The organism is Curtobacterium citri, assembly GCF_030362955.1.
GTDB classification, from domain to species: domain Bacteria; phylum Actinomycetota; class Actinomycetes; order Actinomycetales; family Microbacteriaceae; genus Curtobacterium; species Curtobacterium citri.
This window is the reverse complement of record NZ_JAUCML010000005.1, coordinates 215,148-238,932: the sequence shown is the minus strand read 5'-3', so window position 1 is coordinate 238,932 and position 23,785 is coordinate 215,148. Positions and strand designations below refer to the sequence as shown.

The 23,785-nt window shown below is 74.6% G+C and carries 21 protein-coding genes; 7 read left to right on the top strand and 14 right to left on the bottom strand.

From position 1 onward, the window contains the following. The first annotated feature begins 87 nt into the window (after positions 1-87). Both QUG92_RS09920 and QUG92_RS09915 read left to right on the top strand, forming a co-directional pair. On the top strand, positions 88-1,011 hold the full coding sequence (locus QUG92_RS09920; RefSeq protein WP_289458888.1) for an NmrA family NAD(P)-binding protein: 924 nt from the start codon (positions 88-90) through the stop codon (positions 1,009-1,011). An 11-nt stretch (positions 1,012-1,022) separates the two neighbouring features. Then, complete coding sequence (locus QUG92_RS09915) at positions 1,023-2,462, top strand: amidase (protein ID WP_289458887.1); 1,440 nt, start codon at positions 1,023-1,025, stop codon at positions 2,460-2,462. A 133-nt stretch (positions 2,463-2,595) separates the two neighbouring features. Here the strand turns inward: QUG92_RS09915 and QUG92_RS09910 are convergent, their stop codons facing one another. The 6 genes from QUG92_RS09910 to QUG92_RS09885 form a co-directional block, all read right to left on the bottom strand. Next, complete coding sequence (locus QUG92_RS09910; protein WP_289458886.1) at positions 2,596-3,378, bottom strand: ABC transporter ATP-binding protein; 783 nt, start codon at positions 3,376-3,378, stop codon at positions 2,596-2,598. Continuing rightward, on the bottom strand, positions 3,375-4,196 hold the full coding sequence (locus QUG92_RS09905) for an ABC transporter ATP-binding protein (RefSeq protein ID WP_289458885.1): 822 nt from the start codon (positions 4,194-4,196) through the stop codon (positions 3,375-3,377). Before QUG92_RS09905 ends, QUG92_RS09910 begins: the two co-directional genes overlap by 4 nt. Further along, positions 4,193-5,062, bottom strand: coding sequence for an ABC transporter permease (locus QUG92_RS09900; RefSeq protein WP_289458884.1), 870 nt, complete (start codon positions 5,060-5,062; stop codon positions 4,193-4,195). Before QUG92_RS09900 ends, QUG92_RS09905 begins: the two co-directional genes overlap by 4 nt. Then, positions 5,059-6,012 (bottom strand): ABC transporter permease, encoded by a 954-nt coding sequence (locus QUG92_RS09895; protein WP_289458883.1) that lies wholly within the window; start codon positions 6,010-6,012, stop codon positions 5,059-5,061. Before QUG92_RS09895 ends, QUG92_RS09900 begins: the two co-directional genes overlap by 4 nt. A 46-nt stretch (positions 6,013-6,058) precedes the next feature. Further along, a complete protein-coding gene (locus QUG92_RS09890) occupies positions 6,059-7,603 on the bottom strand; it encodes an ABC transporter substrate-binding protein (RefSeq protein WP_289458882.1) in 1,545 nt (514 codons plus the stop codon). A gap of 62 nt (positions 7,604-7,665) precedes the next feature. Next, positions 7,666-8,682 (bottom strand): alpha/beta fold hydrolase, encoded by a 1,017-nt coding sequence (locus QUG92_RS09885; protein WP_289458881.1) that lies wholly within the window; start codon positions 8,680-8,682, stop codon positions 7,666-7,668. Between the two features lie 78 nt (positions 8,683-8,760). Here QUG92_RS09885 and QUG92_RS09880 point away from each other — a divergent pair, with 78 nt between their 5' ends. Together QUG92_RS09880 and QUG92_RS09875 are read left to right on the top strand one after the other, a co-directional pair. Next, positions 8,761-9,672 (top strand): siderophore-interacting protein, encoded by a 912-nt coding sequence (locus QUG92_RS09880; RefSeq protein WP_289458880.1) that lies wholly within the window; start codon positions 8,761-8,763, stop codon positions 9,670-9,672. Beyond that, positions 9,669-10,478 (top strand): ABC transporter ATP-binding protein, encoded by an 810-nt coding sequence (locus QUG92_RS09875; protein WP_220456262.1) that lies wholly within the window; start codon positions 9,669-9,671, stop codon positions 10,476-10,478. Before QUG92_RS09880 ends, QUG92_RS09875 begins: the two co-directional genes overlap by 4 nt. 150 nt (positions 10,479-10,628) lie before the next feature. On the opposite strand, the gene QUG92_RS09870 is transcribed toward QUG92_RS09875, so the two are convergent. The 5 genes from QUG92_RS09870 to QUG92_RS09850 all read right to left on the bottom strand — a co-directional run bounded on the left by QUG92_RS09870 (position 10,629) and on the right by QUG92_RS09850 (position 16,226). Then, positions 10,629-10,985: a Fe-S oxidoreductase gene (locus tag QUG92_RS09870; RefSeq protein WP_289458879.1), complete on the bottom strand. Its 357-nt coding sequence runs from the start codon at positions 10,983-10,985 to the stop codon at positions 10,629-10,631. Positions 10,986-10,987: 2 nt separating this feature from the next. Next, positions 10,988-12,391, bottom strand: a complete 1,404-nt coding sequence (locus QUG92_RS09865; RefSeq protein WP_289458878.1) for a dihydrolipoyl dehydrogenase family protein — start codon at positions 12,389-12,391, stop codon at positions 10,988-10,990. 127 nt (positions 12,392-12,518) lie between these two features. Continuing rightward, positions 12,519-13,340, bottom strand: a complete 822-nt coding sequence (locus QUG92_RS09860) for an arginase family protein (protein WP_069710738.1) — start codon at positions 13,338-13,340, stop codon at positions 12,519-12,521. Between the two features lie 45 nt (positions 13,341-13,385). Beyond that, on the bottom strand, positions 13,386-14,111 hold the full coding sequence (locus QUG92_RS09855) for a PspA/IM30 family protein (RefSeq protein WP_182047462.1): 726 nt from the start codon (positions 14,109-14,111) through the stop codon (positions 13,386-13,388). Between the two features lie 93 nt (positions 14,112-14,204). After that, on the bottom strand, positions 14,205-16,226 hold the full coding sequence (locus QUG92_RS09850; protein WP_289458877.1) for a TPM domain-containing protein: 2,022 nt from the start codon (positions 16,224-16,226) through the stop codon (positions 14,205-14,207). Positions 16,227-16,430: 204 nt separating this feature from the next. Here QUG92_RS09850 and QUG92_RS09845 point away from each other — a divergent pair, with 204 nt between their 5' ends. Together QUG92_RS09845 and QUG92_RS09840 are read left to right on the top strand one after the other, a co-directional pair. Beyond that, a complete protein-coding gene (locus QUG92_RS09845) occupies positions 16,431-16,634 on the top strand; it encodes a hypothetical protein (protein WP_058729997.1) in 204 nt (67 codons plus the stop codon). Between the two features lie 35 nt (positions 16,635-16,669). Next, entirely contained in the window at positions 16,670-17,257 is a 588-nt protein-coding gene (locus QUG92_RS09840; RefSeq protein WP_289458876.1) for a 4'-phosphopantetheinyl transferase family protein, read from the top strand. Here the strand turns inward: QUG92_RS09840 and map are convergent. Next, positions 17,238-18,008, bottom strand: a complete 771-nt coding sequence (map, locus tag QUG92_RS09835; protein ID WP_289458875.1) for a type I methionyl aminopeptidase — start codon at positions 18,006-18,008, stop codon at positions 17,238-17,240. The genes QUG92_RS09840 and map overlap by 20 nt on opposite strands. Positions 18,009-18,053: 45 nt before the next feature. Between map and QUG92_RS09830 the strand changes: the two genes are divergently transcribed. Further along, the gene (locus QUG92_RS09830; RefSeq protein ID WP_289458874.1) at positions 18,054-18,368 is read left to right on the top strand and encodes a helix-turn-helix transcriptional regulator; all 315 of its coding nucleotides are present in this window, start codon (positions 18,054-18,056) and stop codon (positions 18,366-18,368) included. Here the strand turns inward: QUG92_RS09830 and QUG92_RS09825 are convergent. Together QUG92_RS09825 and QUG92_RS09820 are read right to left on the bottom strand one after the other, a co-directional pair. Then, positions 18,365-19,705, bottom strand: coding sequence for a M1 family metallopeptidase (locus QUG92_RS09825; protein ID WP_289458873.1), 1,341 nt, complete (start codon positions 19,703-19,705; stop codon positions 18,365-18,367). The genes QUG92_RS09830 and QUG92_RS09825 overlap by 4 nt on opposite strands. Continuing rightward, complete coding sequence (locus QUG92_RS09820; RefSeq protein ID WP_289458872.1) at positions 19,702-23,649, bottom strand: Pls/PosA family non-ribosomal peptide synthetase; 3,948 nt, start codon at positions 23,647-23,649, stop codon at positions 19,702-19,704. Before QUG92_RS09820 ends, QUG92_RS09825 begins: the two co-directional genes overlap by 4 nt. Positions 23,650-23,785 lie beyond the last annotated feature (136 nt).

The window sequence follows — 23,785 nt, the reverse complement described above, 5'->3', positions numbered from 1 at the left end:
ACGACCGGCGGAGGGACGCATCCCGGGACCTCCACCGAAGGATGCAAGCCGGTGCCGCGACCGCCGCACGTGCGTACCGTCGGGGACATGACCACCACCGTCCTCGTCGCCGGCGCCACCGGCGACCTCGGTGCGCGCATCGTCCGCGCACTCCTCGACCACGACCCCGACGTGCGCGTCCGGGTGCTCACCCGGTCGGGCTCCTCGCCCGCCGCCGATCGGCTCGCCGCCGCGTCCGACCGGGTGTCGGTCGTCAGCGCCGCCTACGACGACCACGACGCGCTCGTGTCGGCGCTCGCCGGGGTCGACGTCGCCGTCGCCGCGGTGAGCGGCACCCGGTCCGTGATCGTCGACGCGCAGACCGCGCTGCTCCGCGCGGCCGTCTCCGCCGGGGTGCCGCGGTTCGTCCCGTCGGACTACTCCGCCGACTACCGGGCGATCACCCCCGGGACCAACCGCAACTTCGAGCTGCGCCGCGAGTTCGCCGCGACCGTCGACGCCGCACCCGTCCGGGCCACCTCGGTCCTGAACGGTGCCTTCACCGACATGCTCACCGGACAGGCCCCGATGATCCTGTTCGACCGTCGCACGGTCCTGTACTGGTCGTCCGCCGACCAGGTGCTCGACTTCACGACGAAGGACGACACCGCACGGGTGACGGCGCTCGCCGCGCTCGACCCGGACGCACCGCGGTACGTCGAGGTCGCCGGGGACCGGGTGACGGCCAGGAGCGTCGCGGACACCCTGTCGCAGCTCACCGGCACGCGCTTCCGGACGCAGTGGGCCGGGACCGCGAGCACCCTCTCCGGGATGGCACGCATCGGCCGACGGCTGTCGAGCGCCGGGGACGAGGAACCGTTCCCCGCGTGGCAGGGGATGCAGTACTTCGTCAGCATGTTCAGCGGCGAGGCCGAGCTGCACCACGTGGCGAACGACCGCTACGGGCCGCACCGCTGGACGAGCGTGCGGGACGTCCTCGCAGCGCACCTCGACGCACCGGCGTCCGCCTAGGCTCGGGGACCGTGTTCGAACTCCACCACCTCGCCGCACAGGAACTCTGGGACTGGATCCGCCGGGGGGACGCGACGGCGCTCGAGGTGACCGAGCACTACCTCGCCCGGATCGAGCGGCTGGACCCGTCCCTCGGGGCGTTCGTCACCGTCACCGCCGACGCCGCGCGTGAGCGGGCGGAACGGCTCGGGTCGCTCGTACCGACCTCCCGATCGCTGTGGGGCCTGCCCACCGCGGACAAGGACCTGTACGACCGGGCCGGGGTCCCGACACGGCACGGCTCGACCGCGCTGCCGGTGACGCCCGCGACCGCCGACCATCCGCTGGTGGCGGCGCTCGCCGCGGCGGGGACCGTGAGCCTCGGCAAGACGACGTCGCCGGAGTTCGGCATGTCCTCGTCGTCCGAGACCCGCTTCGGCACGACCCGCAACCCGTACGACACGGCACGGGCGCCGGGCGGGTCGTCGAGCGGCACGGCGGTGGCCGTCGCGGCCGGACTCCTGCCCGCGGCGGTCGGCACCGACGGCGGGGGCTCGGTGCGCATCCCCGCCGCCGCCACCGGACTCGTCGGGCTCAAGCCGAGCCGGGGGCGGGTGCCGTCGATGCCCGGGCGCTCCGGTGTCGGTGGGCTGAGCGTCGCCGGACCGATCACGCGGAACGTGGCCGACGCCGGGATGCTCCTCGACGCCCTCGTGGCGCCGACCGGGCTGCCGGAGCCGTCGCCGTACGCGCTCGTCACCCCCGAGGTCGGCGAGGGACCCTTCACGGCCGCCGCCGTCCGGGGCGAGGGCCGGTTCGTCGTCGGGGTGCTCGAGGGGTCGCCGTGGGACGAGACCGTCGACGTCGTGGTCGACCCGGCAGCCCGGGCTGCGGTGGCGACCGCCGTGCGGGTGCTCGGCGAGGTCGGGCACGGGGTGGAGGAAGTGGTGATGCCCCGGCTGCCGTACGCCGACGCCTTCCGTACGGCGTGGGAGTCGAGTGCCGCCGGGCTGCTGCGCGTGCCGGGCCTCGACCGGTCCGAGCTGACCCCGCTCGTGGCGTGGCTCGTCGAACGTGCCGGACGGCTGACCGCCGAGCAGGTGCTCGACGCCACCGCGACCCTCGACACGTTCTCGGCCGGCCTGATCCGGGCGTTCGACCCCTTCGACGCCGTGCTGACGCCGACCCTGGCGCTGACCCCACGGCCGCTCGGCTGGTACGGCGACGACCCGGAGGAGGACTTCCGGCGGCAGTGCGCGTACTCGCCGTGGACGTCGATGGCGAACGTGTCGGGGTTGCCCGCGATCACGCTGCCCGTCGGCGTCACCGAGGAGGGACACCACGACGGTGCCGGGCTGCCGATGGGCGTGCAGCTCGTCGGGCGACCGGGCGGTGAGCGCGTCCTGCTCGCGATCGGCGCCCAGCTCGAACGCCGGCTGCGCTGGCAGCGGCGCCACCCGCCGCAGTGGTGACGCGGGGCTGAGGTGCGGCGTCTGCGACGTCGCGCGCGTCGATCGACACGTGGAACGTCGCAGACGGCGCGCTGGCCAACCGACCGACCGCCGCCCGCCGGACCGGGCCGGGCGACGCAGGGGCCCGGCGCGCCTACGGCAGCGTCGGCGCCGCCGCCACGAGCGCCCGCGTCACCGCGTGCTGCGGGTCGTCGAGGAGCGACACCGGTCCCTGCTCGACGATCCTCCCGGCCGACAGCACCGCGACGGTGTCGCACAGCCGCTGCACCACGCCGATGTCGTGCGACACGAGCACGAGCGTCAGGCCGAGGTCGTCGGCGAGCGACCGGAAGAGGTCGATCACGCGCGCACGGACGACCACGTCGAGGGCGCTCATCGGCTCGTCCCCGAACAGGACCCGCGGCCCGTGCACGACCGCCCGCGCGATGGCGATCCGCTGCCGCTGCCCACCGGAGAACTCGTGCGGGTACCGGTCGACGGCGTCGGCGGGCAGGTCGACCCGCTCGAGCACCGCACGAACGAGCTCGGCGTGCCGGCCCGGCACCCGGAGCGCCCGCAGCGGCTCGCCGACGATCGCCCCGACGCGCATCCGTGGGTCGAGCGATGCGTACGGGTCCTGGAACACGATCCCGGTCTCGCGGCGGAACCAGCGCATGGTGCGCGCGGAGGCCGAGGCGACCACCGGACGTCCGCCGGCCGTCACGGTGCCCGTGGTGGGCGCCTCCAGGCCGGCGAGCAGGCGCACCAGCGTCGACTTGCCCGACCCGGACTCGCCGACGATCCCGAGCCGCGACCCGGTGGCGACCGTCAGGTCGACGCCGTCCACCGCGGTGCGCACCGGTCCGGGCTCGAACGGTCCCCGGCGCGGCAGCCGGTAGGTGCGGTGGAGCCCGCTGGCGCGCAGCGCGTCGGTCATGCGGAGCCTCCGGTCAATCGCGCGGTGGCACGGGCGGCGTCGACGAGGGCGGCCGTCGCCGGGTGCCGGGGTGCGTCGAGGAGCGCACGGACGGAACCCTGCTCGACGACCCGTCCGTGGTCGAGCACGACGGCCTGGTCCGCGATCCGCGCGAGCACCGCCAGGTCGTGCGTCACGAAGAGCATGCCGGTGCCGCGGTCGGTCGAGAGCCGCGCGAACAGCTCGAGGATGCGCGCCTCGGTGGTCACGTCGAGGGCGGTCGTGGGTTCGTCCGCCACCAGGTAGGCGGGGGAGCCGGCCATCGCCATCGCGATGCAGATCCGCTGCCGCTGCCCGCCGGACAGCTGGTGCGGGTACTGGCGCAGGAGCGAGGCCGGATCGGGCAGCCCGACGGCGTCCGCGAGGGCGACGGCCGCCGTGGCCGCCGCACGACGGTCCAGGCCGCGGTGCAGCCGGAGGGGTTCGGCGACCTGCGCACCCACGCGGCGGAGGGGGTCGAGCGCCGTGCCCGGCTCCTGGAACACCATGCCGATCCCGGCACCGCGGTGCCGGGATCGCTCGCGGTCGCGCAGGCCGACGAGCTCGGTGCCGTCGAGGCGGATGCTGCCGGTGACCTCCGCCCCGGTGGGCTCGAGCCCCATCAGGGCGAGCGAGGTCATGGACTTGCCGGACCCGGAGGCGCCGATGACGCCGACGCGCCGGCCGGGAGGCACGGTGAACGTGACGTCGTCGAGGACCGTCCGCCCCGCGATGCGGACCGTCAGTCCGCGCACCTCGAGTCCGTCGCGCTCGGTCCGGTGGGTGGTCGCGTCGGTCATGCCGTCACCCCCGGGATGGTCGTCGTGCTGCTCGACGCGCGGTCCCCGGTGGTGAGGCGCGGGTCCGTCGCGTCGCGCACCGCGTCGCCGAGCAGCGACAGGGCGGCGACGACGAGGGCGATCGCGGCGCCCGGCCAGGTGGCGCTCCAGGGGTGCACGCCGATGTAGGTCTGGAGGTCGGCGAGCAGGTTGCCCCACGAGGCGGTGTCCGACCCGGCGCCGTACCCGAGGTACGACAGCCCGGCCTCGGCGAGGACCGCGGTCGCCATCGCGAGCGACAGCTGCACCGTGAACAGCGGCGCCGCGTTCGGCACGAGGTGCCGGGTGAGCACGCCGAGCGGACCGACCCCGGACGCCCGGGCGGCCACGACGTAGTCGCTCCGGGCGATGCGGCGGATCTCCCCGCGGGTGACGCGGGCGATCGAGACACCGAAGGACAGGCCGACGCTGACGACGACGACGCCGAGGGAGCCGCCGAACACCGCGGTCAGGAGCATCGCGGTGAGGAGCGTCGGGAACGCGACGAGGATGTCGAGGAGCACGGCCGTGCCCTCGCGCACCCACCGCGTGGTCAGCGAGCCGACCGCGGTGAGGACGATCCCGACGACGCTCGCGACGACCCCGGACCCGAGCGCGACGAGCACGGTCGTGCGGGTGCCGGCGAGCAGGTAGCTCGCGATGTCCCGGCCCGCGGCGTCGGTGCCGAACCAGTGCGCCGGACCGGGCGCGGCCCACTGCCGGAACGGGTCCGCGCGGAAGGGGTCCTGCGGGGTCCAGAACAGCGACACGACGGCGAGCACGACGAGGAGCCCGAGGACGACCACGGCGAAGCACCCCGTCGGCCGGGCGAGCAGGCGGCGGATCACTCGCCCACCTCCCGCTGCCGCGGGTCGAGTGCGCGGTGCACGACGTCGACCGCGAAGCCGACGAGCAGCACCAGGCCGGTGAGGACGAGGAGCTCCGACTGCACCTTCGTGACGTCCCGACGGCCGACGTCGGTCACGAGCATGCGGCCGACGCCGGGGAGCGAGAACAGCTGCTCGACGACGACCGCGCCGACGAGGAGCCCGGCGATCTGCACGCCGAGCACGGCCAGCACGGTGAGCGCCACCGACGGCAGGCCGTGCCGGAGCAGCGCCTGCGTGCGGGTGAGCCCGACGGCCGCGGCGGTGCGGACGTGGTCGGCGTCGAGCACGGACAGTGTCGCCGAGCGGGTGAAGCGCAGGATCACCGCACCCTCGACGGCGCCGATCGTCAGCGCCGGCAACACGAGCGAGGAGAACGCCCGTCCGGGTTCGTCCCACCCGTCGAGCGGGAAGCCCTGCGTCGGCAGCCAGTGCAGCGTCACCGCGAAGAGGGCGATGAGGAGCATGCCGGCCCAGACGACCGGCACCGCGGCGACGGCCTGCGCGAGGAAGCCGATCACGGCACCGCCCGCGCGACGCCGGAGCACCGCGCCGAGCACACCGAGCGGCACCCCGATCACGAGCGCCGCCACGAGCGACATGCCTGCGAGCGGCAGGGTCACGGCGAGCTTCTGCGCGATCTCCGGGCCGACGGCGCCGTTGGTCACCAGGGAGCGTCCGAGGTCGCCGCGCAGGACCCCGCCGATCCAGTCGAGGTACTGCAGGACGACCGGACGGTCGAGGCCGAGCTGCTGCCGGAGCTGCTCCACCTGCGCGGGCGTCGACTCGGTGCCGGCGACGACCTGCGCGACGTCGCCGGGCAGCACGCGCAGCGTCGCGAACACGATGATGCTCGCGACGAGCAGGCCGACGACGAGCAGGAGCAGTCGCCCGACGAGGAACCGGGTCACGTCCCCGATGCTACGGGGAACGGCGCCCCGTCCCGTGGAGCCGGGCTCACCCGAGCGCCAGCTTCGACAGGTCGAGTCGCGAGTTCCCGCCGTCGACCGGGAACCCGGTGACGCCCTTGCGCACGGCCGTGATCTCCGTCGCGGTGTACAGCCACTCGCCGGCGGCGTCCTCGCTGACGATGCGGGCGGCCTTGCGGAGCGCCTCGACCTTCGCGGTCTCCGAGGTCGCGGCGAGCGACTCGGCGTACAGCGCCTGCACCTCCGCGTTGTCGTAGCCGAAGTAGTAGTCCGGGTTCGCCCAGTTGCCGAAGTCCCGTGCCTCGACGTGGTCGACCATCGACAGCTGGAAGTCCTTGTCCTGGAAGACCTGCGACAGCCACGTGGCGAAGTCGACGCGCTCGACCTTCAGCGTGATGCCGACGTCGGCGAGCTGCGACTTGAGCACGTCGCCGATCGTCGCCGGGTAGACGTTCGCGTAGGTGAGCGTCAGGTCGAGGTCGGGCTTCCCCGCCTCGGCGAGGAGCTTCTTCGCGTTGGCCGGGTCGTACGCGTCGATCGCGGTGAGGTCCTCGTAGCCCGGGTCGAGCTCGGGGATCGGGCCGCCCTGCTCGACGCCCGTTCCGCCGACGGCCTTGATGAGGGCCTTCGGGTCGATCGCCTGCCGGATGGCCTTCCGCACCCGCACGTCGGTGAACGGTGCGCGGGCGTCGTTGAACGCGAGCGTGTACTTGTCGGTCGTCCTGCCGCGGTGGAGCGCGATGTCCGGGTTGCCCTGCAGCTGGCCCTGCAGCGTGCCGTCGACGGGGTTGAGCACGTCGAGGTCGCCGTTCGCCATCGCGTTCACGGCCGTCGACGGGTCCGTGATGTACCGGAACACGATCTTCGCGACCTTCGGCTCGGTGCCCCAGTAGTCGTCGTTGCGGCTGAAGGTCAGCGAGTCGCCCTGCTTCCACGAGGACACCTCGAACGGTCCGGTGCCGTTCGCGCTGTCGGACAGGTCGTTCCGCGCGGCCTGCTCGAGCACCAGGCCCGCGCGACCGGTCAGGGTGAAGAGCAGGTCGGAGTCGGGCTTCGCCAGCCGCAGCTCGACGACCCCGTCCGACGGCGAGCTGATCGAGGTGACCCCGGCGAGCTTCGCCGAGTCGACGTAGCCGGCGTCGTCCTTGACCTGCTGCAGCGACCAGACGACGTCGGCGGCGGTGACGGGCTTGCCGTCCTGGAAGGTCGTGCCCTTCCGCAGCGTGAACGTGTAGGTCCTGCCGTCGGCGGACACCTCGTGCCGCGACGCGAGCACGTCGCGGATCTCTCCGTCCGCCGTCCGGCCGACCAGTCCCTGGTAGACGTTGTCGATGAGCACCTGGTCGAGTGCCGCCCCGGACTGCTTGCGGATGTCGAGGCTGGTCGGCTCGAGCACGAGCCCGACGCGCACGGTGGCGTCGGCGCCGCCGCGGTCGTCCGAGGAGCCCGAGCAGGCGGTGAGCGTCAGAGCCGACACGACGGCGACCGCGGTGGCGGCCAGGGCGAGACGTGCCGAGCGGGTCCCGGCGCGGGTTCCGGTGCGGGTCCCGGTGCGGGGGAGGAGCGGACTCATGGGTGTGTGGGTTCCTTCCGGGCGCATGCCGTCGACGGTCGTCGCGTCGCGCTCGCACGAGGTTACCGGCGCTCGGGGGTGTCCGGCGACGGTTCCTGTACGGGGTGCAACAACCCGTCCGGGTGCATCGACCCATCCAGGAGCGACGATCCGTCGGGCTGCAGCGACGTCACCGGCTGCAACACTCCGTGCCGCTCGCCCCATGCCCGGATCGCCGCCGCCAGTTCGAGGGGTGCCTGGTTCTGCACGGCGTGCCGGGCCGTGACGGTGACGACCTCCGCGTCCGGCAGCCGCTCCGTGAACCCGGTGTGCAGCTTCGGTGAGACGTACCCGCGGTCGCCGCGGACGAGCAGCAGCGGGACGTCCAGGGCCTCGAGGTCCGGCCACGCGTCGGCGAACCGGCCGACCGACGCGGTCCGGCCGGCCAGGTGCGGGAAGTGGTGCCGCCGCACGAGCCGGCCGTCCTCGCCGAGCCGCGTGGTGTGCCGCGCCTCGCGCAGGAGCACCGCCCGGTCGTCGCCGACGCGTGCCTCGACCGCGCGGTCGACCACCTCGTCGAGCGAGGCGAACGGGGTCTCGTCCTCGAGCGCCCGGGCGATCCGGTCGACCGCCCGCTGCGCGAAGTCGGGCGACATGTCGACGAGCACGAGCCCCGTCACCCGCTCGGGCGCCGTCGCCGCGAGCCGTGCCGCGAGGATCGCACCGAGCGAGTGCCCGACGACGACGCCGGGCGGCACCCCGAGCGCGTCGAGCGCGGCGAGCACCTGCGGTGCCGTCGCGGTGGCGCCGTAGTCCGCGTCGTCCCGCCACGACGACCGGCCGTGCCCGGGCAGGTCGAGGGCGACCGCCGGCTCGCCGACCGCGATCGCGGTCTGGTCGAAGCTGTGCGCGTCGATGCCGAGCCCGTGCAGGTAGGTGATCCGCGCCTCCCGTCCGTCCGCCGCGTCCCACCGGATCGCGGCGGTCTCGCGACCGTCGTCGGTCCGGACCACCTGCCGGGAGGCGCGTAGCGGCTCCGCCACCCCGCTCGCCGCTGCGAGCGCGGCCAGGTCAGCGAATTCGTCGTCGGGTTCGTGCACGGTTCCGATCCTCGCACCCGGGGGCGGTACCCCGTTCCACCCTGGAAGGGTTAGGTGAGGCATGCCATACTCGTTCTCGTGGCAGCCCGGTACCGCGTCTTCTCCGTCCGCGTGGCGGCCGTCACCGCGCTCACCCCGTCGTTCGTCCGGGTGACGCTCACCGGTGACGCCCTCGCCGACTTCTCGGCGGTCGGGCTCGACCAGCGGATCAAGCTCGTCCTGCCGATCCCCGGGCACGGGTTCACCGACCTGCCCGACGGCGACGACTGGTACGGCGCCTGGCGTACCCTGCCGGACGCGGAGCGCAACCCGCTGCGGACCTACACCGTGCGGTCGTTCCGCCCCGACGCCCACGAGCTCGACATCGACTTCGTCGCCCACGGTGACACCGGCCCCGCGTCGCGCTGGGTGTCGTCGTGCCGCGTCGGCGACGAGCTGCGGATCGTCGGCCCGGCCGTGCCGTCGTCGCCCGCCGAGCTGCCGAGCGGCGCCGCCGAGTTCGCGCCGGGCAGCGCCACCCGCATCCTGCTCGCCGGCGACGAGACCGCCGCACCGGCCATCTGCGCGATCCTCGAGGCGCTCGACGTCACCGCCGTCGGGCACGTCTTCATCGAGGTCCCGACCGACGCCGACCGGCTGCCCGTGACCGCGCCCGCCGGGGTCGAGGTCCGGTGGATCGCCCGGAACGGTGCCTCGCACGGCGTCCGGATGACCGACCAGGTGCAGGCGTGGGCCTCGGACGTCGTGGTCGGCGCGTCCGCCCCCGGTGCCGTCGACCCGTCCGGCGTCGAGCTCTCCGAGGTGGACGTGGACGAGCAGGTGCTCTGGGACGTGCCGGCGCCCGTCGACGAGCGGCTCGTGTACGCGTGGATCGCGGGCGAGGCCGGCTGCGTCAAGGAGCTCCGTCGGCACCTGGTGCGCGGGGTCGGGCTCGACCGGGAGCAGGTCGCGTTCATGGGGTACTGGCGGCACGGCAAGGCCGAGCACTGAACACCGATCTGCCACCGCTCCCGACGACTGCGCTCGGCGTCCGTGGCCTGACGCTCGCGTACGACGACCGCGTCGTGGTCTCCGCGCTCGACGTGGACGTGCCGGACGGCGAGCTGACCGTCATCGTCGGACCGAACGCCTGCGGCAAGTCGACGCTCCTCAAGGCCTTCGCCCGCACCCTCACCCCGAGCGCGGGCACGGTGTTCCTCGACGGCGCCCCCATCACCTCCTACCGCCCGAAGGCCGTCGCGCGCCGGGTCGGCATGCTCCCGCAGACGCCGATCGCACCCGAGGGCATCACCGTCCGCGACCTCGTGTCCCGCGGGCGCTTCCCGCACCAGGACCTGCTGCACCCGTCGTCCGGGTCCGACCGCCGCGCGGTGCAGGCCGCCCTCGAGCAGACCGACACGGTCGCACTCGCCGACCGCAGCGTGGGGGAGCTCTCCGGCGGACAGCGGCAGCGGGTCTGGATCGCCATGGTGCTGGCGCAGGAGACCGACATCGTCCTGCTCGACGAACCGACGACGTTCCTCGACATCGCCCACCAGTACGACGTGCTCGAGCTCGCCTCGGCCCTGCACGCCGCGGGACGGACCGTCGTCGCGGTGCTGCACGACCTCAACCAGGCCGCGCGGTACGCGACGCACCTGGTGGCGATGCGCGACGGGGCGATCGTCGCGCAGGGGACCCCGGCGGCGGTCCTGACGTCCGAGCTGGTCGAGGACGTCTTCGGGCTGCCGTGCGTGGTCGTCCCCGACCCGGAGACCGGCACGCCCCTCGTGGTGCCGCGGCGTCGCGCGGCCTGAGGTCGCCGCGCAGCCGCGGGCTGCTCGCGAGTGGGCAGGACCTGCCGCTCACGTCCGCCGGGCGGGCGGTTCCGGTCGGTGCTGCGCACCGAGCGTGACGGAACCTGCCCGCTCAGTTCCGGCCCGCTCGGTGCGGTCGGGACCGGAAGGTCAGCGGTAGCCGCCGTCCTCCAGGCCGGCCTCGACCTCGAAGCGGTTGCGCAGCGGGTCCCGTCCGGCGACGGCGTACAGCAGCGGCATGAGCATGCCGTAGCGCCGCCACTGCGCCACGTGCACGCGCTCGTGGCGGAGCACCCGCGGTCCGTCGTTGTCGCGCGTCAGGTACACGGAGCCGACGCACGTGCCGCCGCGCCGGAAGACCCAGCGCGGCAGGCCCGTGCAGACGACCAACCCGTCCTCGACCCGGACGCGCCCGATCGAGAGCGGCACGCCGACCGCGAGCCCGACGGCGGTCGCGAACAACCACCCGGCGCGGGACGCGGGGGAGTCGAGGAGCGGGTTGCGCACCCCTACTCCGGGCGGCCGTAGGTCTCGAGCAGGCGCAGCCAGACCTCGTTCATGGTCGGGTAGGCCGGTACGGCGTGCCAGAGGCGGTCGATCGGCACCTCGCCGACGACGGCGACCGTGGCGGCGTGCAGCATCTCGGCCACGTCCTGTCCGACGAAGGTCACGCCGACGACGACGCCGCGGTCCTCGTCGACGACCATCTTCGCCCGGCCGGTGTAGCCGTCCGCCTGCAGCGCGGAGCCCGCGACGGCACCGAGGTCGTACTCGACGGCGCGGACGTTCAGCCCCTGCTTCCGGGCCGCGTCCTCGGTCAGACCGATGCTCGCGACCTCGGGGTCGGTGAACGTCACCTGCGGCACTGCGGCGTGGTCGGCGGTCGCGACGTGGGCGCCCCACGGCTCGGTGTGCACGGGACGGCCCTGGGCGCGGGCGGCGATCGCCTCGCCGGCGGCGCGCGCCTGGTACTTGCCCTGGTGGGTGAGGAGCGCGCGGTGGTTGACGTCGCCGACGGCGTAGAGCCAGTCGGTGCCCTGCACGAGCATGGTGTCGTCGACCTCGAGCCAGTCACCGGCGGTCAGTCCGACCGTCTCGAGGCCGAGGTCGGCGGTGTGGGCCTTGCGGCCGGTCGCGGCGAGCACCTCGCTCGTGACCACCGTGGTGCCGTCGTCGAGCGTCGTGGTCACGAGGCCGTGCTCGTCGCGGTCGACGCGTGTCGGGCTGACGCCGGTGCGCACGTCGATGCCGAGCTCGCGCATCGCGTCGGCGACGAGTTCACCGGCGAAGGGCTCCATGCCGCCGAGCAGACCGTGTCGGGCGACCAGGGTGACCTTCGAGCCGAGCGAGGCCCACGCGGTCGCGAGCTCCGAGCCGGCGACGCCGCCGCCGATGACGAGCAGGCTCTCCGGGACCTCCTGGGCGCTGGTGCCCTCGCGGGTTCCCCACGGCTGTGCGTCGGCGAGCCCCGGGACGTCCGGCAGCTGGTGGAGCGAACCGGTGACGACCGCGACGGCGGCCGTCGCGGTGTACTCCTCGCCGCCGACCTCGATGGTCTTCTCGCCGGTGATGCGGGCGTGGCCGCGGATGAGGGCGATGTCGGAGGACTCGAGCCACGCGACCTGGCTGTCGTCCTGGTAGTCGGAGGTGAACGAGTTGCGACGGGCGAGCACCTTCGCGGCGTCGACGTGCCCGGTGACCGCCTGGGCGGCTCCGTCCACGCGCTTCGCGGCGGCGACCGCGTGCCCGCTGCGCAGCAGGGCCTTCGACGGCATGCACGCCCAGTAGGAGCACTCGCCGCCGACCAGTTCGGCCTCGACCACGGCGACCGACAGGCCGCGCTTGTGGGCGTAGTCCGCCACGTTCTCGCCGACAGCGCCGGCTCCGATCACGATGAGGTCGTAGTCCGTCATGCTCCCGAACGTACGCGGGGCGACGGTGCATCGGCCGGGTGCGGTGCGGGGACCGGCGTGCCGGACGCGGGGACCGGTCAGTGCGTGCCGCGGGGACCGGTCGGTGCGCGCCGGGTGCGGGGACCGGTCAGGCCGCGCGTGACGCCGTCGTCAGGGCGCCGACCGCGCGGAGGATCACGCCGAGGTCGTCGACCGCGCGGTCCGGGTCGACCGGCGCGAACCCGGTCAGGGCCGCACCGACCAGCCGGCGACCGCGCGTGGCCGCCTGGATGCGCTCCACGAGCCCGGCGGCATCGAGACCGAAGGGCACCGGCTCGAGCAGCCCGTCCACCTCCGCCGGGTCGAGGACGTCGAGGTCGACGTGGACGAAGACCCCCTCGGCACCGGTGGCGTCCACGGCCGCCGCGACCGCGTCCGGGGTGGCCGCGTCCACGTCGAGGTGGGTGATGCCGATGCGGTCGAGCGCGGCGAGCTCGGCGTCGTCCGTCCCACGGATGCCGGCGACGACGACGGCCGCCGGGTCGACGGTCGGCAGGTCGGGGAACAGCTCGTCCGACCGGTCGACGAGCAGCCGGAGCACGGCGGTCTCCGCCGCCACCGGCTGCGCGCGGTTCAGCGACCGGTACCCGCTGGAGCCCGCGATGCGGACGAACGCGGTGCCCGGTCGGACGAGCACGGTGGCGCCGAGCACGCTCGATCCGTCGCCGCCGACGACGAGGACGGGCTCGCTCGCGACACCCGCCTCCTCCGCGACGCGTTCGGCGACCGCGCGGACCGCCGTGTAGCGGGCGACGGCGGTCTCGAGGCGGTCCCCGGCACCGGCGGGGACGTCGACGACGGTGGTGGCGGCACGGGGGAGATCGGCTGCGATGGCCTGCGCTCCGTCGCCGAGGCGCATCGCGCGCGACGACGCCGAACCCTGCCACTGACCGACGACGAGGAACTGCATCGTCTCAGTCTGTCAGCACGGTCCGGCGTCGTCCGGGGAACCGGCTCAGATCGAGCTGGATCCGCCGTTCTTCAGCGCGGCGAGCCGGGCTTCCACCTCGGCGTCACGGCCGACGTCCTCGAGGCTCTCGAACTGCGCGTCGAGGCTCGACGCCTGCAGTTCCTGCTGGCCGAGCACCTTCGCCTCCTCGCGACGGACCTTCTCCTCGAAGCGGTTCAGGTCGCTCGTCGGGTCGGTGATGTCGATGTTGCCGATGGCGTCGTTCACCTTCGACTGCGCCTCGGCGGTCTTCTGCCGTGCGACGAGGGTGTCGCGCTTGGCCTTGAGCTGCTCGAGCTTCTGCTCCATGCCCGCGAGCCCGGACTTCAGCTTCTCGACCTGCTCGTTCTGCGTGGCGAGCGGTCCCTCGTTGTCCTTGACCTCCTGCTCGGCGGCGAGCTGCTTACCGATGGCGATCTTCGCGAGGTTGTCGAACTTGTCGGCGTCCGCCGTCTTGCCCTCCGCGCGGTACTTGTCGGCAGCGGCGGAGGCGTTCGCGGCCTTCTGCCCCCACTCGGTCGCGGCGCGCTTGTCCTCCTCGTGGTCCTGCTCGAGCAGGCGGAGGTTGCCGATCGTCTGCGCGATCGCGGTCTTGGCGTCCGCGATGTTGTTCGAGTAGTCGCGCACGAGCTGGTCCAGCATCTTCTGCGGGTCCTCGGCGTCGTCGATGATCTGGTTCACGTTCGCCCGGATGAGCGAGGAGATCCGGCCGAAGATGGTCTGCTTTGCCATTGCTTTCCCTTTCGTGGAAGGTCCGTTGTGGTGCTGGTTCGGTCGTGCTGCGCCGCTGGCCGGGTCAGGCCGCGGCGGTCGGTGGAACGGCGTTCAGAAGCGGCCGCCGCCCGAGAAGCCGCCGCCCCCGCCACCGCCGCCGTCTCCGCCGCCGAAGCCGCCCCCGCCGAAGGACCCGCCGCCGAAGCTGCCGCCGCCGAAGCTGCCGCCGCGGCCGCCGAGCAGGCCGCCGAGCACGATGCCGGTGACCAGTCCGCCGAGCTGTGCGCCGTTGCCGCCGCCCCCGCCCTGGCCGGGCCACCCGCCCATGTCGTCGTTCGCCGCGTCCATCGCAGCCGCCGCGTACTGCTCCGCGGCACGCGCTGCCTGGACGGCACTGGCGGGATCGGTCGTCGCGAGGTCCACCGCGTCGTCGAGTGCCCGTTCCGCCTCGGACAGCCGGGTCCGTGCGGTCGTCCCGACACCGCCCCGTCGGACCGAGATGAAGTCCCGCGCCTGGCTGATGCGCGCTCGTGCGTCGCGCAGGGCGTCGTCGAGGGCCCGCTGCGCCCGCTGGCGCTGCTCCTGCGCACCGCGTGCCGCGGCCAGCGCGGCGTCGATGTCCGTGTTCGCTCGCGTCAGGACGTCGACCGCGGCGATCGGGTCGCGCGGGTCGAGGCCCTGCCGCAGCACGGTGTCGGCGCGGGTCACGGCTCCCGCCAGCGCCGGGTCGGCCGAGCGCATCGCACGCGCCGCGGCGACGTCGCCCTCGATGTCGACGCGCATCGCCTCGGCCCGCGCCGACGCCTCGGAGAAGGTGCGCTCCGCTCCGGTCGCGCTGGTGGTCAGCTGCTGCACCTGCGCGAGGGCGTGCTGGGCGTCCCGGACCGCGATCACCGCCTCGCCCTTGTCGCCCGCGGCGATGGCCGCGGTCGCCGCCTGCGAACGTTCGGTGGCGAAGCCGAGCACCTGGTCCGCCTGGGCGACGTTGTCGGAGACCGTGGCGAGGGTCCTGCCGGTGTACTGCCCACGGACCCGTTCGAGTGCGCGACGGGCCGCGTCGAGGTCGGCCGGCGCCGCGGCCACCGCCGACGCGAGCGCCGTCGCGGCGTCCTCCACGCCGTCCTCGAGCGCGCGGAGCCGGTCGAACGCCTCGGTCTGCTCCTCGATCGACGCGTGCGCCCGCTCGCAGATCGCGATGATGTCGTTCGCCCACTGCGCCCGCTGCTGCGGGGAGTCCGGCACCTCGTCGTCGAGCTGCTGCTGGTACGAGAAGGCCTGCCGCACCGAGCGCTTCGCGGCGGCCACCGCTTCGGCGAAGGGCTTCGCGGCGTCCTCGCCGAACTGCGCGCTGGCGAACCCGACCTCCTGCTCGGCCGTGCGGAGCTCGTCGTCGATCGTCACGAGTGCGCCGCCGGCCTTCCGCTCGAGCCCGGCGAGCGAGGCCTGTTGCGCCCGCTCGGCCTCGGCCGTCCGGCGCTTGTTGCGGGTGCGGACGACCAGCACGACGACCACGAGACCGACGACGACCACGAGGAGCAGGACCCAGAGCCACGTGAGGTCCGCCGGTGCCTGGGTCTGCACGAGTCCGTCGGCGAGGGCCACCGCGGCCCCCGCCCAGTCGCCGTTCCGCAGCTGCGGGACGGCGTCGTCCTGGTACGCCGACTCGACGTCCCCGCGGGACAGCGCGGTCTCGTTCGTCTGCTGGATGTCCGCGATCCGGTCGTCGACCGCCACGGACAGGACGATGGCGTCCGAGTCGATCTGGTTGCGCTCCATGAGGGCGTCGCCCCAGGCGGTGTGGTCGCTCGGGTTCGTGAAGGTCGGGACGTAGACCACGTAGAGCTGCGTCTGCGTGCGGTCGTACAGGTCGGAGACGGCCCGCTCGACCTCGCTCCGCTGGCTGCTGCTGAGCACGCCGGCCTCGTCGACGACGTACGCACCGCCCAGGTCGACCGGGTCGGTGGCGTGCGCGGCTGCGGCGGGTGCGAGCACGAGTCCGGCGGCGAGGAGCAGGCTCCCGAGGCGGGCGGCGAGCCGTGCGGCCCGCCCGCCCCGAGCGCGCGGCCTCGGTCGCCGGGGTGACCGGTCCGCTCCGGTGTCGTCCGTGCTCGATCCGTCGTGGACCGCTCGCATCCGTCCTCCGTCCGTCGGCGGGGGCGCCGTCGGCACCCTCGGTGCGGCCCCGCGGGGGAGCCGTGGCCCCGATGCTATCCAGGCGACGCACACAACGGGTGGATGCTCCGAGAACCCCCGGTGATGGGCGACTTGTGGAGGGCTTGTACCCCGGACCGGGGTATGGTGGAGGCCATCGTTCGACGACGAGCGGAAGGAAGCACCATGGAGCGCACGACGAGCACAGAGGTCGTCCCACTGGAGGACGGCTACCACCGCGTCTCGACGCCGGCGAGCGGCGTCATCGGGTTCGTCCGGGAGCAGGACGGCCGCTACGAGGTCCTGCGGGGTCGCGTCCGCCAGGCCACCCGGTCCGAGGGCGCCTACAGCACCATGAACGTCGCGCTGATCGCACTGACGCACGCCTGACCGCCGGCGGCGGGGCCGCCCGCTACGCTCGCCGCGTGGCCCGTCCGACCCCCGCCGTCCTGGTGACGATCGTCCCGTCCGGCGACGACCGGGAGGCCCTGCTCGCCGCCGTCGCGTCCGCTGCGGCCGTCGACGTGGCCGCCGTGCACGCGGGGCGCACCTGTCCGCACTGCGGGTCGACCGACCACGGCCGACCCTGGGCCACCGCCGCCGGACGCGCCGTGCCCGTGAGCACCGCGCGGACGGGCGGCGCGACCGCCCTCGCCGTCGTCCGCGGGACCGCCGTCACCGACGTGGCGCTCGGCATCGACCTCGAGCAGGTCGCCCGTGTCGCGGCCGCGCCGCTGGACGCCTTCGGGCCGGCCGAACGACGAGGGCTCGGCGGGGACGCCGACCGAGCCGCTGCCTGGGCCGTGAAGGAGGCCGTGCTGAAGCGGGACGGCCGGGGCCTGCGTGTCGACCCCACCGCGGTGGCGGTCGACCTCGAGCGCTCGGTCGCACGCTTCGCGGGACGCGTGCAGCCGGTCACCGTGCTGTGGCCCGCGCCGGGCACCGTGCTCGCGGTGGCGGCCGGCGGGCTGCCGGTCGAGGTCGAGGACCGCGTCACACCCCCGGTCGGGTGAGCACCTCGGCGCCGTCCTCGGTGATCGCGATCGTGTGCTCGGTGTGGGCGGTGCGGGCCCCCGTGGCGCTCCGGAGGGTCCAGCCGTCCGGGTCGGTGACGAGCTCGTCGGTGTCCGCCATCACCCACGGCTCCAGCGCGAGGAGCAGCCCCGGGCGCAGGGTGTAGCCGCGGCCCGGTCGTCCGGCGTTCGACACGTGCGGGTCCTGGTGCATCGTCGACCCGATGCCGTGGCCGCCGAACTCGGTGTTGACCGGGTGGCCGGCGGCAGCGAGGACGCTACCGATCGCGTGGGACAGGTCACCGGTCCGTGCACCCGGTCGGGCCGCGGCGATGCCGGCGGAGAGGGCGCGTTCGGTCGTCTCGATCATCGCGGTGTCCGCCGGGTCGGCCGTGCCGACGACGAAGCTGACGGCGGCGTCCGCGGCGATGCCGTCGAGCGACACCGCGAGGTCGAGCGTGAGCAGGTCGCCGTCCGCGAGGTCCCGGTCGTGGGGGAGCCCGTGGAGCACGGCGTCGTTGACGGCGGTGCAGACGTGGTGCCCGAACGGCCCGCGTCCGAAGGACGGCGCGTAGTCGACGTAGCAGGACTCGGCACCGGCGTCCTCGATCATCGTCCGGGTCCACCGGTCGATCTCGAGCAGGTTCGTGCCCACGCCCGTGCGCGCACGGAGGGTCTGCAGGATCGTGCCGACGAGCGCACCGGTCCGGCGTGCGCGGTCGACCTCGGCGGGGGAGAGGATCTCGATCACGGGATGATCGTACCGGTACTGTCCGGCCGGTACTATCATCGGAGCATGGTCCGACTCCCGCTCAGTCCCGACGAGCTCGAACGCGGCCGCCGGCTCGGTGCGCTGCTCCGCTCGGCGCGTGCGGACCGGTCGATGCTCGACGTCGCCCTCGCCGCCGGCGTCTCGCCCGAGACCCTCCGGAAGATCGAGACCGGCCGGATCGCGACCCCGTCGTTCGCGACGATCGCCGCGCTGGCCGGGGTCGTCGGGCTGTCCCTCGACGCCCTCTGGGCCGAGGTCCAGCCCGCTCCGTCCGGCGGTGGGACGGTCCGGCCTGCCCGTCCCGCGAGGGCGCCGGCGGCCGGGTCCGCCCGTCGCTAGGCCGAGCCGCCGGTCGGCAGTGCGGGCACGCCCGGCTCGTCGAGCCACGGACCCGTGACCCGACGCACCGCGAGCTCCGTCACGCCCGCCGCCGCAGCGAACGCCGCGAACACGTCCGTCGGCGCCACCGAGCCGTGCCGGTGCTCCGCGGTGATCGCGCGGAGACCCGTGGTGAACGCGGTGTCGCCGAAGGTCCGACGCACCGCGTGCAGCGCGAGGGCACCGCGCTTGTAGACGCGGTCGTCGAACATGTCGGCCGCGCCCGGGTCCGCGACCACGAGGTCCTGCGGCCCGGCGAGCAGCCCGTCGCGGTACCGGTCGGCGAGCGTGTCCGCGGAGTCGCCCCCGCGGTGCTCCGACCACAGCCACTCGGCGTAGCAGGCGAAGCCCTCGTGCAACCAGATGTCGCGCCAGCGCGCCGCGGTCACGGAGTTGCCGAACCACTGGTGCGCGAGCTCGTGCGCGATCAGCCGGTCGGTGCCGTGCTCGCCGTCGACGTGGTTCCGCCCGAACACCGCGAGGCCGTGGGCCTCGAGCGGGATCTCGAGCTCGTCGTCGGTCACCACGACGCCGTACGACGAGAACGGGTACGGACCGAAGACGTCCGCGTAGAGCGCGAGCATGTCGGGCACGCGCCCGAAGTCCGTCCGCACGGCGGCCGCGAGGTCCGCCGGGTGGTGCACGGTCACGTCGGGCAGCGCGTCGCCGGAGGGACGGCGGAGCGCGGTCGTGCGGTACCGCCCGATCTGCACCGTCGCCAGGTACGTCGCCATCGGCTCGGTCACCGCCCAGGTCCAGGTGGTGCCCGCCCGACCGCGCTCGCGCCCGAGGAGGTCGCCGTTCGCGACCACGTCGTAGCCCGTCTCCGCGGTGATCTCGATCCGGTAGGTCGCCTTGTCGTCGGGGCGGTCGTTGCAGGGGAACCACGACGGGGCGCCGGTCGGCTGCGCGGCGACGATGACGCCGTCGGTCAGTTCCTCCCAGCCGATCTGGCCCCAGGGGCTCCGCAGGGGGTGCGGCGCGCCCCGGTACCGGACGTGCACCGAGAAGTCCGCCCCGGCGGCGACCGGCTCCGCGGGCGTCACCGTGAGCTTGTGCGTGGACGTCGACACCTTGGTCGCGCGGGTGCCGTCGACGTCGACCCGGTCGACCCGCAGCCCGTGCAGGTCGAGGACGATCCGGTCCAGCTGCTCGACGGCACGGCCGTGCACGGTGGCGGTGGCGTCGAGGCGGTTCGTCGCGACGCGGTAGCCGAGGCGGAGCTCGTAGTGCCGGGCGCTCCACCGCCGGTCGCCGCTGTGCGGGGTGTACGGGTCGGCGTCGGGGTTCGGCTTCACGGTGCCGTCGAGTCTGCCACGACGCCGTCGTCCTGGGCGGCGGTGGTGCGTTCCGCGACCGGCACCGGCGGCGCGGACGCCCACGGTGCGATGGGGTTGCCCGCCCACTGCGTGCCCCCGGGGACCTGCTCGCCGCGCATCACGAGCGACGCCGGTCCGACCGTGGCACCGGCACCGATCCCCGCCGCCGGCAGCGCGACGCTGTGCGGTCCGAGGGTCGCGCCGTCGTCGAGCCGGACCGTGTCGAGCTGCATCACCCGGTCGTGGAACAGGTGCGTCTGCACGACCGTGCCGCGCGCGACCGCCGCCCCGTGGCCGATGGCCACGAGGTCTGCCTCGGGGAGCCAGTAGGTCTCGATCCAGGTCCCGCGCCCGATGCGGGCGCCGAGGCTCCGCAGCCACGCCGCCAGCGCCGGGGTGCCGGTCGCCTGCTCGGCGAACCACGGGCGCGCGACCGTCTCGACGAAGGTGTCCTGCACCTCGTTGCGCCACACGAACGACGACCAGAGCGGGTGCTCGCGTGCCTCGATCCGGCCGACGAACACCCACTTCGCGAGCGTCGACACGGCCGCCGCGACGGCGCCGGCGACGATGAGCACGGGCCCGGCGAGGAGCACGGTCCACCCGATGCCGACCGTGGACCACAGCGCGAGGAGGGCACCGGCGACGCCGAGGGCGATCGCCGCGGAGACCATCGGCGCGACCAGGCGGAGGAGCTCCCAGCACCCGCGGGCGACCTTGAGCCGGCGCGGCGGGCGGAAGGTGCGTTCCTCGTCGAACTCGGTGGTCGCACGGCGCAGGCGGACCGGGGGCGACCCGAGCCACGAGGACCCGCGCTTGGCCTTCTTCGGGACGGCGGACAGCACGGCGACGAGCGCCTCGCGCGGCACCGAGCGCCCGGCCCCGGTCATGCCCGAGTTGCCGAGGAACGCCCGTCGTCCGACCTTGGAGCGGCCGATGCGCACGAAGCCGCCGCCGAGTTCGTACGTCGCGACCATCGTGTCGTCGGCGAGGAACGCGCCCGAGGCGATCTGCGTCAGCGAGGGGATGAGGAGCACCGTCGAGATCTCGGTGTCCCGTCCGACGCGCGCACCGAGCACCCGCAACCACAGCGGTGTCACCAGCGAGGCGTAGAGCGGGAACAGGAGCGTGCGCGCCGCGTCGAGCACGCGCTCGGTGCACCACGCCTGCCAGCCCGGACGCGACCGCACGGGGTGCCGGCCCTCGTGCAGGCCGAGGGCGAGCAGCCGGACCGCAGCGACCACCAGGACCGCGTAGACCGTGCCCGCGACGAGCGTCGCGAGCGGGACGGCCGCGAGCCCGCGCAGCACCGCGGTGCCGAGCGTGCCGGCCGGCCCGACGAGCACGACGGCGACCGCCAGGCCCGCCGCGACGCCCGCGACGGGCAGGCCGGCCACGACGACCGACGCGACCCCGTACGCGGCGAGCCAGCGACGACGGGCCGGGGGACGCGCCTCCCGGCCGTGACGCGCCGACCCCACGCGTTCCGCGGGGGAACCGGCCCAGCGCTCCCCGTCGGGCACCCTGCCGGTGACGGCGGACCCGGCCTCGACCTCGGCGCCCTCGCCGACGTGCGCCCCGGGCAGGAGCGTCGAGCGGCTGTGCACGACGGCGTCCGCGTCGACCCGGACGTGGCCGAGCCGGAACAGGTCGCCGTCGACCCAGTGCCCGACGAGGTCGACCTCGGGCTCGACCGACGCGCGCTTGCCGACGGTGAGCATGCCGGTGACCGGCGGCAGGGTGTGCAGGTCGACGTCGCGGCCGATCCGGGCACCCAGCGCCCGCGCGTAGTAGCTGATCCACGGCGCTCCCGCGGTGGACGGACCGTCGACGGCCTCGGCGATGCGCTCCGCGAGCCAGACGCGCACGTGCACGGACCCGCCGCGGGGGTGGTCGCCCGGACGCACACCGGCGAGCAGCAGGCGGGCGAGGACGACCGTGACGGCCATCTTGCCGATCGGTGTGACGAAGAGCAGCAGGGCCACCACGAGCGCCCACCACGGCAGCACCGGCAGGACGGGCAGGGTCGTCGCGTGCAGCACCGCGGCGACGAGCGCCGTCCAGGTCAGCACCCGCAGGCCCCGGAGCACCTGGACCGGCAGGCCGAGCAGGGTGAGCAGCAGCCCGGTGGTCGGCGGCACCGGGCGGACCGGTCGCCGTGCGGCGGCGGTCGGGCCGGCGTCGTCGAGCGCGGCGGCCAGCGCACCGATCCGCGGGTGGTCGTAGACGTCGGCGACGGTCGTCGTGGGGAAGCGCTCGCGGATCGCGGACACGAGCTGCGCCGCGGTCAGCGAGCCTCCGCCGTGCGCGAAGAAGTCGTCGTCGACGCTCGTCACCGGCACGCCGAGGATCGCGGACCAGCGCTCGGCGATCCACGCGACGGTGTCCGGCAGCAGTGCGGTGTCGGAGGCTCCGGGCAGCGGCCAGGGGAGCGCGGCCCGGTCGACCTTGCCGGACGTCCGGGTCGGCAGCGACTCCACCACGGCGAGCAGCGGCACGAGGGCCGCCGGCAGTTCCTCGCGGAGTCGGGCGTTCGCGGCGGTCGTGTCGATCGTCGCGCCGGCGACCGGGGCGACGTACCCGACGAGGACCTGGTTGCCGGCCGGCGTCCGCTGCACGACGGCCGCGCCGCCGGCGACGTCGTCGAGGCCCTGCAGGGCCGCGTCGACCTCGCCGAGCTCGATGCGGCGGCCGCCGAGCTTGACCTGGTCGTCCGCGCGACCCTGGAAGACCAGGCCCTCGGGGTCGTACCGGACGAGGTCGCCGCTCCGGTACGCCCGCTCCCAGCCGAGCTCGGGGAAGGGGGCGTACTTCTCGGCGTCCTTCGCCGGGTCGACGTAGCGTCCGAGGCCGACACCGCCGATCACGAGTTCGCCGACGCCACCGGGGGCCACCCGCTGCCCCCGGTCGTCGACGACCGCCAGGTCCCAGCCGTCGAGCGGCAGCCCGATGCGCACCGGCTGGCTGCCGTCCATCAGGGCACCGCACGCGACGACCGTGGCCTCGGTCGGACCGTACGTGTTCCAGAGCTCGCGGTCGCGCGAGGCGATGCGGGCCGCGAGCTCGGGCGGGCAGGCCTCGCCGCCGAAGATCACCAGGCGGACCTGCTCGAGGGCGTCGTCCGGCCACAGGGCCGCGAGCGTCGGGACCGTGGAGACGACCGTGATGCCGTGCGCGATGAGCCACGGACCGAGGTCGACGCCGGTCCGGACGAGCGAGCGCGGTGCCGGCACGAGGCACGCGCCGTGGCCCCACGCGAGCCACATCTCCTCGCACGAGGCGTCGAACGCGACGCTCAGGCCGGCGAGCACCCGGTCGCCGGGGCCGATCGGCGCGTCCTGCAGGAACATGCGTGCCTCGGCGTCGACGAACGCGGCGGCGGACCGGTGCGTCACCGCGACGCCCTTCGGCACACCCGTCGAGCCGGAGGTGAAGATGATCCAGGCGTCGTCCTCGGTCGTCGGGGCCTCGGCGCGTGCGGCGGGGTCGACGACCGGCGAGGGCGCCGCGTCCGGTGTGCCGTCCTGCCGCAGGACGCCGCCGGCACCGATCACGCCGACCACGCCGGCCTCGCCGAAGACGAGGGCGGCGCGCTCCTCGGGGTCGTCCGCGTCGACCGGCACGTAGGCGGCGCCGGCGGCGAGCACGGCCAGGATGGACAGGTACAGGTCGCGGCCGCCCGAGGGGATCCGCACGCCGACCCGGTCGCCCCGACGGACGCCGCGCGTGGCGAGGTCGTCGGCCTGCTCCCGGACGAGCCGGAGGAGCGTCACGGTGTCGATCGTCCCGGCCGGGTCCTCGAGCGCGAGGGCGTCGGGGTGCGCGGCCGCGGTCGCCTCGAGGACGTCCAGCAGGGTGCGCGGTGCCGGGGCGTGCTCGCCGCGCGCGAGTTCCGCCTGGGTGTCGGTGGTGCCGGTGCTCATCGCGCGGATCCTACTGACGCCGGGTGTCGCGCACGGAAACACGTCGCGCGCGGCCGATCGGGACGCAGGAGCCGGGCTCGACGACGGGTGACGGTCGCCGCAGGCGACATCGCGCGCGGCCGATCGGGACGCAGGA